Source organism: Ensifer sp. MJa1, from assembly GCF_037026475.1.
In the GTDB taxonomy this organism is placed as follows: Bacteria; Pseudomonadota; Alphaproteobacteria; order Rhizobiales; family Rhizobiaceae; genus Ensifer.
The window spans coordinates 119,579-133,362 of the sequence record NZ_JAKUMO010000011.1 but is presented as its reverse complement, the minus strand read 5'-3'; the positions used below and the strand labels follow the sequence as shown (position 1 = coordinate 133,362).

The window sequence follows — 13,784 nt, the reverse complement described above, 5'->3', positions numbered from 1 at the left end:
AACAAAAGAAAGACCAACGGGAGGAAGAACATGAAAACTGGAGGTCAGCTCATCGTCGATGCGCTCGTCGCCAATGGCGTGAAGCGCATTGCCTGCGTTCCGGGCGAAAGCTATCTCGCGGTGCTCGATGCGCTCTACGATACCGACATCGACGTGCTCGTCTGCCGCCAGGAGGGGGGTGCGGCGATGATGGCGGACGCCTGGGGGCGGCTCACCGGCGAGCCCGGCATCTGCATGGTGACGCGCGGCCCCGGTGCGACCAACGCTTCCGCTGGCCTCCATGTCGCCCGGCAGGATTCGATCCCGATGATCCTCTTCATCGGCCAGGTACAGAGCGAGGCGCGCGAGCGCGAGGCCTTCCAGGAGATCGAGTACCGTCGCGCCTTTACCGAAGTCGCCAAATGGGTGGGAGAGATCGACGATCCGGCCCGCATCCCGGAGTTCGTCACCCGCGCCTTTGCCGTCGCCACATCCGGTCGTCCCGGCCCGGTGGTGCTGACGCTGCCCGAGGACATGCTGACCCGCAAAACGGAGGCGCCCGCCGCCAGGCCCTACCAGCCGGTCGAGGGGCATCCGGGCCCGGCGCAGGTCAGGCAGTTCGGCGAGATGCTCGAAAACGCCAAGAGACCAATCGCCATTCTCGGCGGCACCCGCTGGACGGCTGACAGTGTCGCGGAGTTCCAGCGCTTCGCCGAGCGCTGGAAGCTGCCGGTCGGCTGCTCCTTCCGCCGCCAGATGCTGTTTGACCATCTGCACCCGAATTACGCCGGCGATGTCGGCATCGGCATCAATCCCGCTCTGGCAAAGGAGATCAAGGAGGCCGATCTCGTGCTGCTTCTCGGTGGCCGCTTCTCCGAAATGCCCTCCTCCGGCTACACGCTGATGGACAGCCCCTATCCCCGCCAGACGCTGGTGCATGTGCACCCCGACACATCCGAGCTCGGGCGCGTCTACCGGCCGGACCTCGCGATTGCCGCGAGCCCGCGCGATTTCGTCGCCGCGCTTGAGAGCCTGCCACCCCAGGGAGAACCGGCCTGGGCGGCGCGAACCGAATCCATGCACGCCGCCTATCTCAAATGGTCGACGCCGCCCGAGACCGGGCCGGGAGCCGTAAAGATGGGCCCGATCATGAACTGGATCGAGGCGAACGTGCCGGAGGATACGATCTTCACCAACGGCGCCGGAAACTACGCCACCTGGGTGCATCGCTTCCACCGCTTCCGCCGCTTTGCGACGCAAGCCGCCCCCGCCTCCGGCTCCATGGGCTATGGCCTGCCGGCGGCCGTTGCCGCCAAGCAGTTGCACCCGGATCGCGAAGTCATCTGCTTTGCCGGCGATGGCTGTTTCCTGATGCACGGCCAGGAATTTGCAACCGCCGTGCGCTACCGCCTTCCGATCATCACCGTTGTCGTCAACAACGGCATCTACGGCACGATCCGCATGCACCAGGAGCGCGAATATCCCGGACGCGTCAGCGCCACCGATCTGACCAATCCGGATTTCGCCGCCCTTGCCCGCGCCTATGGCGGCCACGGCGAGACGGTGGAGCGGACGGAAGAGTTCGCCGAGGCGTTCCTCAGGGCCCGCGCCAGCGGCAAGCCGGCGATCATCGAGATCAAGCTCGACCCGGAGGCGATCACGCCGACGCGCACCTTGAGCGAGATCAGGGCGGGCTGAGCCGGGTTTTTTCGCAAGAGTTCAATCACGGCGGCGCGGGAAAAGCCTCTGCCGCCGCTAATCGTCAACGACCGCTGTGAAGTGCCGCGGTCGCCCTACTCTTCCAGCCACTCCGTCGAAAACGCACCCGCCTCGTGCAGGTCGGTCGTCTCCAGCCGCCCCGGCCCGAGGTTCTCGAACTTGTGCGGCACATTGGCCGGCGCCACGACCATCTGGCCGGCTTCGGCATCGATGGTGCGATCGCCGACGGTGAAGCGGGCGCGGCCGACGCGCACGATGAAGGTCTCGGGATAGGGATGGCGGTGCAGCTTCGGGCCATAGCCGATCTCGTCGGTGGAAACGAAGATCACCGACAGGCCAGCGCCCAAGGCGCCACCCTCGAACTCGCCCTTCCAGCCGTCGGGCTCATCCGCCCATTGCTCACGTGTGATGAGATGCGCCTCGGCCATGCCGATCCTGCGCGTTGGTGGAACGAATGTGGCCGAGCGCTTTTTTTCAGGAACGGGGCTGGCTTAGCCGCGAATATGCTGGGTCTGCTGGTAAACCGCCGTCGAGCGGGCGCCGGAGCGGCAATAGCCGAGCATCGGCCGCTGGAACTCGTCGAGCGCGTCGACCATGCTCGTGACCGCGTCGGCGGTGACACCCATCGGGCCGACGGGAATATGCTTGGTCTCGATGCCCAGTTCCTCGGCGCGCGCGGCAATGGAATCGAAGGTCGGCTGGTCCGGCGCCTCGAAATCCGGGCGGTGGCAGACGATGGACTTGAAACCGAGTGCCTTGATCTGGTCGAGATCCTCGACGCTGATCTGGCCGGAGACCGAGTATTCGTCGTTGATCTGGCGGATGTCCATGGTCGTCTTCCTCAAGGAAATGTGGTGGCCCCTGATGTAGGCGCAGCCTCATCTCCCGTCAATTCAAAAGCCGCGCCTCAGGCGACCCCAAAGGCGATCGCGTAGCTCTTCGCCTCGCCCGGCTGAAGCGGCACCAGTTCACCGGCCGCCTGAAGCACCGGCCGCTTGGCGATCCGGTGCGACACGGGCTCGATGCTTATCACATCCGCCTCGCCGCGCTGGCAGCGCCACATCTGCAGGAAGGGCAGCGTGTCGGCACGGAAGCGCACCTTGAGGCCGCGCCCGTAAAGACCGGCGAGCGCAGCCAGCGAAACATCCGACCAGCCATCAGGGCCAACCGCCGCCGGAAGGCAGAAGTGCGCGCTCTCTCCATCGCCGAAACGCCAGCCGCTCTCCCCACCGTCGATCGAAGCGCTGACGATACGGGTGTCCGGCCCAAGCAGCCGGCCGGCGATATTGACGTGATACATCATCATTGGCGGAAAGGCGGAAGCGCCGGCGTTGACGACCCGATCTTCAAGCACGACTTCCTTCCGTTCGGCATCGATCCGCCATTTTCGCTCGACCCGCGCCTGCCCGCCGTCGGCAAGCGTAACCTCGATCGTCGCCGTGCATTCGCTGCCGCCGCTTGCCATCTCGGTGTGGCTGACGGCGGTTCCGGCAAAAGACCCATGCAACGGATAGCGCGCCCCCTCCGGGCCACCCTCGATTGGTTCCGGATGGCGGATATGCTCCGGCCCGCAGGTAAAGAGAAAGCCGGCAAGCGCCCGGTCGATCCTGACATCGCCGTCGGAGGGAATGGCGGCACCCGGCGACAGGTCGACGCCGTCGACGACGTAGGCGGCAATGTCGAGCGCCGAAAGGCGGTCGAACAGCACGTGATTCTCTCCGCCGTGCTCGGGCTTCTCAAGCGTCTTCAACATCCAGCCGCTCCTCAAAAAGGTCGAGAATCACTGCAATCACAAAGAGATGATAGCTGAGGAAAGACGCAATTCATCGGTTGAAGCCCGTTCCTGCTGCGCTTAGATGGAATTTAACCGCTTGTTCATGATGAATTCATTTTTTTCACATTAACGTCGAAATCCAAATGTACCGCCCCACATCCATTATTATGAAAACAGGTTCTCTCGTGACGTCAGCGACCCGCATTGGCCTCTCGCTCCTCGCCGCAGCCGGCTTTCTTGCCGTGGATCTGACGGCGGCATCCGCTCAGGATTACCGAGGCTACGACCGCTACGGCGACGATGTCATGCTGGTGACGCCTGACGGCGAGATCCTCGACTATATGCCAGGTTCAGATGAAGTGCAGACCATGCGCGACAGCCGCGGTCGCACGCTGCTGATCGACAACTGGGGCAATGTGGTCGCAACCGTGGTGCCCAATCGCGGCCGCCAGGGTGGCCAGGGCGGCTATCGCCGCCAGGGCGATGTCGACATCTATTCCAACCGGCGCTACCGGGAAACCGAGCGTGGTTACGGCTATTCCGAGCCCGGCGACGTTACCGGCTCCGTGCCTGATTACCGCGACGTCGTGCCGCCGTCGACGGAAGGCAACGAGCTGCCCAACAGCCTGCCGGGCCTGATCGACGGCACCGAAGAGGCGGCGATCGATCCGCGCGACAGCGACCCCATGCGCCAGTCCATGCCGCCGGCCATGTCGGTGAAAAGCAAGTCGCGCGCCGAAATCACCGCGCTGCAGGTCTTCCTCGACCGCGAAGGTTTCTCGCCCGGCGTCATCGACGGCAAGATGGGCTCGAACGTCACCAAGGCGATCGAAGCCTGGCAACAATCGACAGGCGAGACGCTCGACCCCAACAATACCGAAGACATTCTCGAGCGGCTGCGCATGAGTGGCGGCATGCCGATCACCAGCTATACGATCACGGCCGCCGATGCGGCTGGCCCCTATGTCGCCTCGATCCCCGACGATTACGCCCACAAGGCGATGCTGCCGCATATGTCCTTTACCTCGACGACCGAAATGCTCGGCGAGAAGTTCCATATGGACGAGGCCTATCTGCGCGAGCTGAACCCGGGCGTCGACTTCACCATTCCCGGCACCATCATCAAGGTGATCAACCCCGGCGCCAACAAGACCGGCAAGGTGGCACGCATCCTCGCCGACAAGGCACGCAAGCAGGTGCTTGCCTATGACGATGCCGGCAAGCTGATCGCCGCCTTTCCGGCAACCATCGGCTCCTCCGACACGCCGTCGCCCTCAGGCACCGTCAATGTCGAGCGCATCGCGCTTAATCCGGGCTATACCTACAATCCGAAGATCAACTTCAAGCAGGGCAACAACGACAAGATCCTCACCCTGCAGCCGGGTCCGAACGGTCCGGTCGGCACGGTCTGGATTGCGCTTTCCAAGCCCACCTATGGTATTCACGGGACGCCGGATCCGTCCAAGATCGGCAAGACCCAGAGCCACGGCTGCGTGCGCCTCACCAACTGGGATGCGACCGAGCTCGCCAAGATGGTAAGCCCCGGCGTGACGGTCGAATTCGTCGATTGAGCAAATTTGGGCGCCGGTTCCGCCAACTGGCGACCGGAGTTCACTTTTTTTGCGCCGCCTCCCCCAATTGGGTGAGTGACTTTGGCCAAAGGGCATAGATGATGAGGGTGCCTGATTGACCATCCACGACAGGCATCTTTAATAAATCTTACGCCGGCCCGACGACCGCCGGCAAAGACTTTTCAGATCTATGACTTTACAAGACCGCAGCTGCCGACGACCCAGCTGCGGTTCTTTTTCAAGGGCGCGCGCCCACCTCCTCGGCTCCCCTGCCTGCGGCTTGCATCATGACTTCATGAAACATTGTCATGAGAATTTTCCGGCCAATCGGCTATCACCGGATATCTCGATGACAATGGCCGACGTCCGGCCACACTTGAAGGATTTGCCGCGATGGCGACGGAGCGCACCCTGCCCAACCTCTGGCATGCGACAGCACCGGCCGCACCCGAAACAAGGCCGCTTGATCGCGACCTGACGACTGATGTCGCGATCATCGGTGGCGGTTTCACCGGCCTCTCGGCGGCCCTTCACCTCGCCGAAAAAGGCGTGAAAGCAACGGTCATCGAAGCCAGGATGATCGGCTTTGGCGGCTCGGGCCGCAATGTCGGCCTCGTCAACGCCGGCATGTGGGTAAAGCCCGACGACCTGATTTCGACCCTCGGTGCCGTCGCCGGCAATCGCCTGCTCACCGAACTCGGTGAAGGCCCGTCGCAGGTCTATGCACTCGTCGACAAACACGGGATAGCCTGCGAAGCCGTGCGCAACGGCACGCTGCACATGGCTGTCGGCAGCGAAGGTGTCGCCGAAATTAGGGATCGTGAAGCACAGTGGCAGAAGCGCGGTGCGCCGGTCGAGGCGCTTTCGGCAGAGCGCGCACACGCGCTGACCGGCGCCGAAGGTTTTTCCGGTGCGCTGCTTGACCGTCGCGCCGGTACCATCCAGCCGCTCGCCTATGCCCGCGGACTGGCACGCGCAGCACTTGCCGCTGGCGCTGAAATCTATACCGATACACCACTGACCGGCGCCGAACGCCAGGGCGACACCTGGGTCTTGAAGGCCGGCAACAACGTCGTCCGCGCCAGGAAGGTGATCCTCGCCACCAATGCCTATGGCGGCCTGTTTGCCGAGAGCCCGTGGCAGGCCCACACGCAGGAACTGACGATCCTGCCCTACTTCCAGTTCGCCACCAATCCGCTGCCGGACGCGATTGCAAGCCGCATCCTGCCGGAGCGCCAGGGCACCTGGGACACCGGCCTCGTCATGACCTCGTTCCGCATGGACCAGCAGAACCGGCTGATCTTCGGCTCGATCGGCCGGCTCGACGCGATCGCCGAAGGTACGCACCGTGCCTTTGCCGCCCGCTCCGTACGCAAGCTCTTCCCCTTCGTCAGTGATTTCCGCTTCGAATACTGGTGGGACGGCCGCATCGGCATGACCACCAACAACCTGCCGGTGATGCACACGCTCGCCCCTGACGTCGTCTCCGTCAGCGGCTACAACGGCCGCGGCATCGCGCCGGGCACCGTCTTCGGCCGCGCTCTCGCCAACCACGTCACCGGCGAGACCTCGGCCATTCCGCTTACCGAAACGCCGGTTACCCCGGACACCTGGCGCAGCGTGAAGTCCGCATTCTACCATGCAGGGGCACAGGCCAAGCACTTCATCGACCGGCGGTTTTGACTGTTTCCTGAAGGCGTTGGATCGGTCACACCGATCCCCGAACTTTATTGCGATTTTCTCTGTCACCCGGTAGGAGCAGTCGCGGCCATTCGGGGACTGCTCCCCGCAGCGCGACGCCGGATGAGAACGGCTTCATCTGACCACGATATCGTTGGCAACCTTATTGACCTGCACCACTGGATCTTGGATTGCCCGCCTTAGCAAGCTCCTTGCCCAGTTGATCTTTTGATTGGACTGCCCATCCTCGCAGATCTCGTCGCCGAGTATTGCGAGCGCAGCCTCAAGGCGCTCGGATACGTCTTCCTTGGTCAACTTTGCCACGTTCCGCTCCATATCGATGTCCACAAAGTATTACCTTCAGGTGGCAAACGTCACATCGATACATGTCACGTAGACTGCCTTTCCGCGTTATCCCCATTGTCCATGTCAAGGCAGAGTCATTGCGGCGCGCTTGACCAACAAAGCAAAACGCCCCGGATTTATCTGACCCGAGGCGTCATCTCTTAAACTCTGGCGCGATCTTACGCCGCCACGCGGTAGCCCGAACCGGCACTCACCTGCACCTGCCCTGAAGTCCGGAACGCCCTGAGCCGCATCGCGATCGTCTCGGCTTCGCCCGTCAGCGCCTGGCTGGCGGCATTGGCCTGCTCGACCATCGCGGCATTCTGCTGGGTGATCTGGTCCATCTGGGTGATCGCGGTGTTGACCTCCTGCAGGCCGGTTGCCTGTTCGGCGGTGCTGGCGCGGATGGCGCCGAAGACGGAGCTCACTTCGACGACCTGGGCGACGATCTGCTGCAGCGACTGGGCCACCTGGTTGACCGAGTTCACGCCATCGTCCACCTGGCCGCGCGACTTGGCGATCAGGTCCTGAATGTCCTTGGCCGCCTCGGCGCAGCGCTGGGCGAGCGCTCGCACTTCGGAGGCAACAACGGCAAAGCCCCTGCCCGCCTCGCCGGCGCGTGCTGCCTCGATGCCGGCGTTGAGCGCCAGAAGATTGGTCTGGAAGGCGATCTCGTCGATCACGTCGACGATGCGGGCAATGCTTGCCGACGACGTCTGGATCTCCTGCATCACCTCGATCGCGTGACTGACGATCTCGCCGCTCTGCTCAGCGTTCGCACGCGCCGCAATGACCGTCGAGTTCGCCTGATTGGCGCCTTCGGCCGTTTGCTTGACCGTGCGCGTCACCTGCTCGACCGCCGCCGCCGTCTCTTCGAGGTTGGCCGCCTGCCGCTCCGTGCGCCGGGCGAGATCATCGGCCGCAGCGGCAATCTCCTTGGCGCTGGTGTGGATCTGGCTGGCTCCGGCCTCGATGCCGCCGATGGCGCGCGAAAGCTCGCCGATCGCGTGGTTGAAGTTCTCGCCGAGCTCCTGATAGGCGACGGGCAGATCGGCGCCGATGCGCGCGGTCAGGTCGCCGTCGGCTATCTTCTTCAAGGCAGCGCCGAAGGTCTTGCTGATCAGCGCCCGCTCGGCTGCCAGCACCTCTTCCTGCACAGCGCGCTGCTTGGTGACGTCGGAGGCATCCATGTAGACGGAGATCGACAGGTCCATGTCGAGGAAGACGCCCTTGATCAGGCTCGATAGCATCGCGGCCAGATCATCGGCCGAGGTACCCTGGCGCGAGAACAACCCGGCCTTGCGCCAATGGGCTTTGACGATTTCGGTGATCAGGTGCTCGGCGATCAGCGCATAGCCGCCGATGTACCAGCGCGGCTCAAGCCCGATACGGGCGTGGACCTGGCCGATGGTGCGCACCTTGGCGCTGTAGTCTTCATTGAAGTTGGCGTCGGCGATGTTCGCCCAATGGCCGACCTGCGCGCCCTTGGCGCGGTCGATATGCGCGTCGGAAGAGAAGAAGCGCTTGGTCTCCGGCGTCGTCTTCACCTTGCCGTAGAACTTGTCGAGTGCCGGCTTCAACTCCTTCTCGAGGATCGGCTTCAGCGCCTTCAGGCTCGTTCTGGCGGCGTCATCGAGCGCCATGAAATTCAGACGACCGGCAACGTCTTGCGTGCCGGCGGCGGTGTGTTCCGTTTTCATGCGCGAACTTCCCTGCATGCTCTGCTGCATGTCGGACCCCGTGTGCTCTGAGGACAAAACATGTTGCAGTTCAAAGTGATACAGCGACCGATTGCCGCCTGAAAAGACGCGCGGCGCTGTCGTGGAGCATGGAAACAGGATCGGCTGCAAAGACAATCGCGGCGATCATGGCCGCAATCATGGCGGCCGGCTGCCCGGCTGCGACCTTCGCTGCAGGCAAACTGTATCCGGGGTCACTGTTAGGGGGTCGTGGTAAAGGAAGCCTTACAGGCGACAGCTATTTCGCGAATACGGAAACGTGATTCAACCGGAACTGACAAACGTCAATTCCGGTGGGCCAAAAGCAATTCCAGGAAAGGTGCGAAGCGGCTTTCCGCCCGGAATTGCGTCAACTCAGATGAAGCCAAAGCAATTCCAGGAAAGGCGCGAAGCGGCTTTCCGCCCGGAACAATGGTGTTTGAAGCTCTTGGCCCCGGTGGCTCAAGCCGCGCGGCGCGACGCCCAGGACGGCATGCGCGCAGCCCAGGAGCGGCGGGCCTTCGCCGGCATCAGCGCCTGCACTTCGTTGGCGAGGGCAGCGGCGTTCTCTGAGGCCTTGTCGAGATTGCTGACGCGGACCGGATCCATCGACTGCAGCGTGCCGCCGCATTCGAAGATCTCGCGATAGGCCGCGCGCTCGACGATCGGCGTGTCGAGCACCGAGACGCCGCGTTCTGCGAGCATCGTCTTGATTGTCTGCAGTGCGCGGGTGGTGACCAGCGAATTGACCCGGGTGAGCACCACCGAGTGGTTGATGCGCAGGCCCGAGCGGTCCTGGATCTGACGAATGAGTTCAAGAATCTGCGCGGCGCCCTTCGCGTCCATCGCACAGCCCTGCACCGGGATCAGCACCTGGTCGGAAAGTGCCAGCGCCAGGGCGACGATCTGGTCCTTGGCGCCCGCGAGATCGATGACGATGTAGTCCACCTCGTCCTTCATCTCGCGGATATGACATTCGAGCGACGCCGGCGTGATGTGCGAAATGACCGAGAGGTTGGCGATCGTGCCGGAGACTTCCGCCCAACTCGTGATCCAGCGCTGCGGATCGGCATCGAGAACCACGACGCGATGCCCCTGCCGCGCCAGTTCGGTCGACAGGATCAGCGCCGCCGTCGTCTTGCCCGCGCCGCCCTTTGCATTGGCGAAAGTGATGACCGCCATGATATTCCTCATTCTGTGCATGTTCCGCGCTGAACCCGGACGGCCACGGCCGGTGGTTCGCTTCTTAACGAAACCTTTCAGAACATGGTTAACGAATTGGAAACGCCGGAACGTCAAACCTGACAGTCGGGCCGCCGGACATCGCCGCGCCAGCCATTCTGCATGGGGAAAAATGGCAAATCGGGGCTTACGCCCGCACGAGAACCGGATCCGCCTTGCGCTGCTCGCGATAGCACATGGACGAAAACGGCCCGTGCCGCGCCGCCTCGCCCGGCGGATCGAGCAGCCTCAGCACGTCCTCGGCGAACTCGCGGGCATTGGCCTGTGCCTTTTCAAGGTTGCTGACCCTGTTGGCGTGGAGGGAATAGAGCGTATCGCCCTGTTCAAAAAGCTCACGGAAAGCGGTGCGCTCCACGAGCGGTGTGTCGACGAGCCGAATGCGGCTCTCGGCCAAGAGCAGCTTGACCTTGCGCATCGCCCTGGTCGTCACGATCGGGTTGACGCGCGTGAGCAGCACGGCATGGTTGATGTTGGCGCGCGCATTGCTTTCGATGTAGCGGATCAGTTCCAAGACCTGGATGGCGCCGCGCGCGTCCATGACGCAGCCCTGTACCGGGATCAGCGTCAGGTCGGAGAGGCCGATCGCCAGCGCGACCAGCACATCGGCGGCCCCCGACAGGTCGATGACCACATGATCGACCTGGCCGCGCAGGCGCCTGAGATGATCGCTGAGCGTGCTGGTCGCCACGCCTGATACCAGGGAGAGATTGCCGTCGTTGCGGCCGTGACGGAACCAGTCGGTCATGCAGGCAAGCTGGTCGCAATCGAGAACGGCAGTTCTTTCGCCCCGGCGGGCGAACTCGCAGGCCAGCAGCAAGGCTGCCGTCGTTTTGCCCGCTCCCCCCTTCGCATTCGCGAGGGAAATAGTCGACATCGGAGAACCCTACTCGTCACGACCGCAAAACCCGGCGGCCGGCTACATACGAACACGCTAATGAAACCGTTTCAGATTGCGGTAAACGAAGCGTAAAGATCGCGCCGCGCGGAACCAAATCGTGACAATTAGGTGACAAGTCGCCTGCAATGGCAAGTAGTGTTTTCAACCCTCTAATCCAAGGGAGGGGCGAGGAAAGCGATGCAGCTTTCGGCCGTGTCGCGCTCCTGCGTGAGACCGCGCACCGGCTCAAATCATGGTGGCCGATCGGGGGAGCCGGCGCTCGCGGCGAGCCGCAAGCGCCGGCGGTGCGGTGTCAGATGCACTCGCGGAAGAGTTTTTCCGCAGCATCGAGCGTCAGCTCGACCGGGTTGCCACCGGCGGTCGGGTCGACGATTGCCATTTCCGACATCTCGTCGATCCGGTCGGTGCCGACGCCGAGCGCCGACAGCTTGTCCGGAACGCCGAGTTCCTCGCGCAGCTTCAGCACGTAGTCGTAGAAGCCGTCAAAGCCGCCGGAAATGCCGAGATAGGCGGCCGCGCGCGCAATCTTCTCTTCGATCGCCGGGCGGTTGAAGCGCAGCACCGGCGGCATCACCACCGCGTTGGTCATGCCGTGATGGGTGTTGTAGATCGCTCCAACAGGGTGCGACAGCGAGTGGATGGCGCCGAGCCCCTTCTGGAAGGCGACGGCCCCCATGGCGGCCGCACTCATCATGTTGGCACGCGCCTCGATGTCGGCACCGTCCTTGTAGGCGCGCGGCAGATACTCTTTCACCAGCCGCATGCCCTCGAGCGCGATGCCAGCCGACATCGGGTGGTAGAAGGACGAGGAATAGGCTTCCAGGCAATGGGCAAAGGCGTCCATGCCGGTGCCGGCGGTGATCACCTTGGGCATGCCAACCGTCAGTTCCGGGTCGCAGATCGTCACTGCCGGCAGGAACTTCGGATGGAAGATCACCTTCTTCACGTGGCTGGCCGAATTGGTGATGACGCTGGCGCGGCCGACTTCCGAGCCGGTGCCGGCGGTCGTCGGCACGGCGACGATCGGGGCGATGCCCTCGACGCTCGCACGCGTCCACCAGTCGCCGATGTCCTCGAAGTCCCAGACCGGGCGGCTCTGCCCGGCCATGAAGGCGACGCACTTGCCGAGGTCGAGACCCGAGCCGCCGCCGAAGGCGACGACGCCGTCATGGCCGCCGTCCTTGAAGGCCTTCACACCGGCCTCGAGGTTGACGTCGTTCGGGTTCGGATCGACGTCGGCAAAGATCGCCCGGCCGAGACCGGCGGCTGAAAGAATGTCGAGCGCGTTCTGCGTGATCGCCATCGGCGCGAGGCCCCGGTCGGTAACCAGAAGCGGCTTCTTCATGCCCGCCGCCTTGCAATGGTCGGCAAGCTCCTTGATCCGGCCGGCACCGAACTTGATGGCGGTCGGATAGCTCCAGTTGGCGGTGATGGTCATGCTGTGACTTTCTTCAGATGGTAGGATTTCGGACGGGTAAGGTTCTGGAAGCCGATGACCGACAGCGAGCCGCCGCGGCCGGTTTCCTTGACGCCGGTCCAGCAGAGTGCCGGATCGAGATAGTCGGCGCGGTTCATGAAGACCGTACCGGTCTCGATGTCGGCGCCGATGCGCGCCGCGCGCTCGGCATCCCTGGTCCACAGCGACGCGGTCAGGCCATACTGGCTGTCGTTCATCAGTTCGATCGCCTGGCTATCGCTCTTCACCTTCATGATGCCGACGGCCGGACCGAAGGTCTCTTCGCGCATGAAGGTCATGGAGTGGTCGACATTCACAAGGATCTGCGGTGCGAGATAGGCGCCGCCGTCATCCTGCGGAAACAGCTTCGGATCGACCAACGCCTTGGCACCCTTGGCAACAGCGTCGGCGATCTGTTCGCGCACGGTCGCGGCAAAGCGCTTGTTGGCCATCGGCCCAAGCGTCGTTTCCGGATCGAGCGGGTTGCCGAGCTTGTAGTTGGAGACCCAGGCGACCGACTTCTCGACGAAGGCGTCATAGAGCGACTCGTGTACGTAGATGCGCTCGATGCCGCAGCAGCACTGGCCGGAATTGTAGGTGGCGCCGTCCATCAGCGTGTCGACGGCCGCGTCGAGGTCGGCGTCTTCCATGACGTAGCCCGGATCCTTGCCGCCGAGTTCGAGGCCAAGCCCGGTGAAGGTGCCGGCGGCAGCCCGCTCGATCGAGCGTCCGCCTTCGACCGAACCGGTGAAGTTGACGAAGTCGAAGCTCTTGGCGGCGATCAGTGCTGCCGTCGTCTCATGGTCAAGGAAGATGTTCTGGAAAACGTCGGCGGGAACGCCCGCCTCGACGAAGGCCCGCACCATGCGCTCGCCGACGAGGATCGTCTGGCTCGCATGCTTGATGATGACGGTGTTGCCGGCCATCAGCGCCGGTGCGACCGTGTTGATCGCGGTCATGTAGGGATAGTTCCACGGGGCGACGACGAAGACGACGCCATGCGGTTCGCGGGCGATGCGGCGCTCGAAGCGGTCGCTCTCCTCGATCACCAGCGGCTTCAGCGCATCGGCAGCGATCGAGGCGACATAGTTCGAGCGCTCGTTGAAGCCCTTGAACTCGCCGCCGTAGCGCACCGGCCGGCCCATCTGCCAGGCGATCTCCGGTACCACCTCGTCGACCATCTCGTTGAGACGCGCGACACCGGCAAGCACCAGATTGACGCGTTCGTCGAGCGGCCGGCGCGCCCAGGCCTTCTGCGCCTGGCGGGCGCGCGAAACCACCTGTTTGGCAAGTTCCAGCGGCATGGCCGGGCGTTCTGCGTAGACCTCGCCGTTTACGGGCGAAATGCACTTGATCATGCTCATGATCGTCTTCCTGTTTGTTCCATGGGAATTCTCGTTCG

The 13,784-nt window shown here is 63.5% G+C and carries 12 protein-coding genes; 3 read left to right on the top strand and 9 right to left on the bottom strand.

All coding sequences use genetic code 11. From position 1 onward, the window contains the following. Positions 1 to 30 precede the first annotated feature (30 nt). Positions 31 to 1,677 (top strand): thiamine pyrophosphate-binding protein, encoded by a 1,647-nt coding sequence (locus MKZ91_RS16745; RefSeq protein WP_336172186.1) that lies wholly within the window; start codon positions 31 to 33, stop codon positions 1,675 to 1,677. 95 nt (positions 1,678 to 1,772) lie between these two features. Here MKZ91_RS16745 and MKZ91_RS16740 read toward each other — a convergent pair whose 3' ends face one another. The 3 genes from MKZ91_RS16740 to MKZ91_RS16730 form a co-directional block, all read right to left on the bottom strand. Next, positions 1,773 to 2,126: a cupin domain-containing protein gene (locus MKZ91_RS16740; protein ID WP_336172185.1), complete on the bottom strand. Its 354-nt coding sequence runs from the start codon at positions 2,124 to 2,126 to the stop codon at positions 1,773 to 1,775. Positions 2,127 to 2,189: 63 nt separating this feature from the next. Continuing rightward, positions 2,190 to 2,528 (bottom strand): TIGR01244 family sulfur transferase, encoded by a 339-nt coding sequence (locus MKZ91_RS16735; protein WP_336172184.1) that lies wholly within the window; start codon positions 2,526 to 2,528, stop codon positions 2,190 to 2,192. Positions 2,529 to 2,605: 77 nt separating this feature from the next. After that, complete coding sequence (locus MKZ91_RS16730) at positions 2,606 to 3,451, bottom strand: DUF4432 family protein (RefSeq protein ID WP_336172182.1); 846 nt, start codon at positions 3,449 to 3,451, stop codon at positions 2,606 to 2,608. A 164-nt stretch (positions 3,452 to 3,615) separates the two neighbouring features. Between MKZ91_RS16730 and MKZ91_RS16725 the strand changes: the two genes are divergently transcribed. Together MKZ91_RS16725 and MKZ91_RS16720 are read left to right on the top strand one after the other, a co-directional pair. Then, complete coding sequence (locus tag MKZ91_RS16725) at positions 3,616 to 5,043, top strand: L,D-transpeptidase family protein (RefSeq protein WP_336172181.1); 1,428 nt, start codon at positions 3,616 to 3,618, stop codon at positions 5,041 to 5,043. A gap of 393 nt (positions 5,044 to 5,436) precedes the next feature. Continuing rightward, on the top strand, positions 5,437 to 6,726 hold the full coding sequence (locus tag MKZ91_RS16720; protein ID WP_336172179.1) for an NAD(P)/FAD-dependent oxidoreductase: 1,290 nt from the start codon (positions 5,437 to 5,439) through the stop codon (positions 6,724 to 6,726). Between the two features lie 132 nt (positions 6,727 to 6,858). Here the strand turns inward: MKZ91_RS16720 and MKZ91_RS16715 are convergent, their stop codons facing one another. From MKZ91_RS16715 to MKZ91_RS16690, 6 genes are all read right to left on the bottom strand, one after another. Next, entirely contained in the window at positions 6,859 to 7,047 is a 189-nt protein-coding gene (locus MKZ91_RS16715) for a hypothetical protein (protein WP_336172178.1), read from the bottom strand. Between the two features lie 200 nt (positions 7,048 to 7,247). Further along, entirely contained in the window at positions 7,248 to 8,768 is a 1,521-nt protein-coding gene (locus tag MKZ91_RS16710) for a methyl-accepting chemotaxis protein (RefSeq protein WP_336172177.1), read from the bottom strand. Positions 8,769 to 9,248: 480 nt separating this feature from the next. Next, a complete protein-coding gene (locus MKZ91_RS16705) occupies positions 9,249 to 9,968 on the bottom strand; it encodes a ParA family protein (protein ID WP_336172175.1) in 720 nt (239 codons plus the stop codon). 187 nt (positions 9,969 to 10,155) lie between these two features. Further along, complete coding sequence (locus tag MKZ91_RS16700) at positions 10,156 to 10,902, bottom strand: ParA family protein (RefSeq protein WP_336172173.1); 747 nt, start codon at positions 10,900 to 10,902, stop codon at positions 10,156 to 10,158. Between the two features lie 316 nt (positions 10,903 to 11,218). Then, positions 11,219 to 12,364 carry an iron-containing alcohol dehydrogenase gene (locus MKZ91_RS16695; protein WP_336172172.1) on the bottom strand — a complete coding sequence of 382 codons (1,146 nt, stop codon included), beginning with the start codon at positions 12,362 to 12,364 and terminating at the stop codon, positions 11,219 to 11,221. After that, positions 12,361 to 13,746, bottom strand: a complete 1,386-nt coding sequence (locus MKZ91_RS16690) for an aldehyde dehydrogenase family protein (RefSeq protein WP_336172170.1) — start codon at positions 13,744 to 13,746, stop codon at positions 12,361 to 12,363. Before MKZ91_RS16690 ends, MKZ91_RS16695 begins: the two co-directional genes overlap by 4 nt. Positions 13,747 to 13,784: the final 38 nt, after the last annotated feature.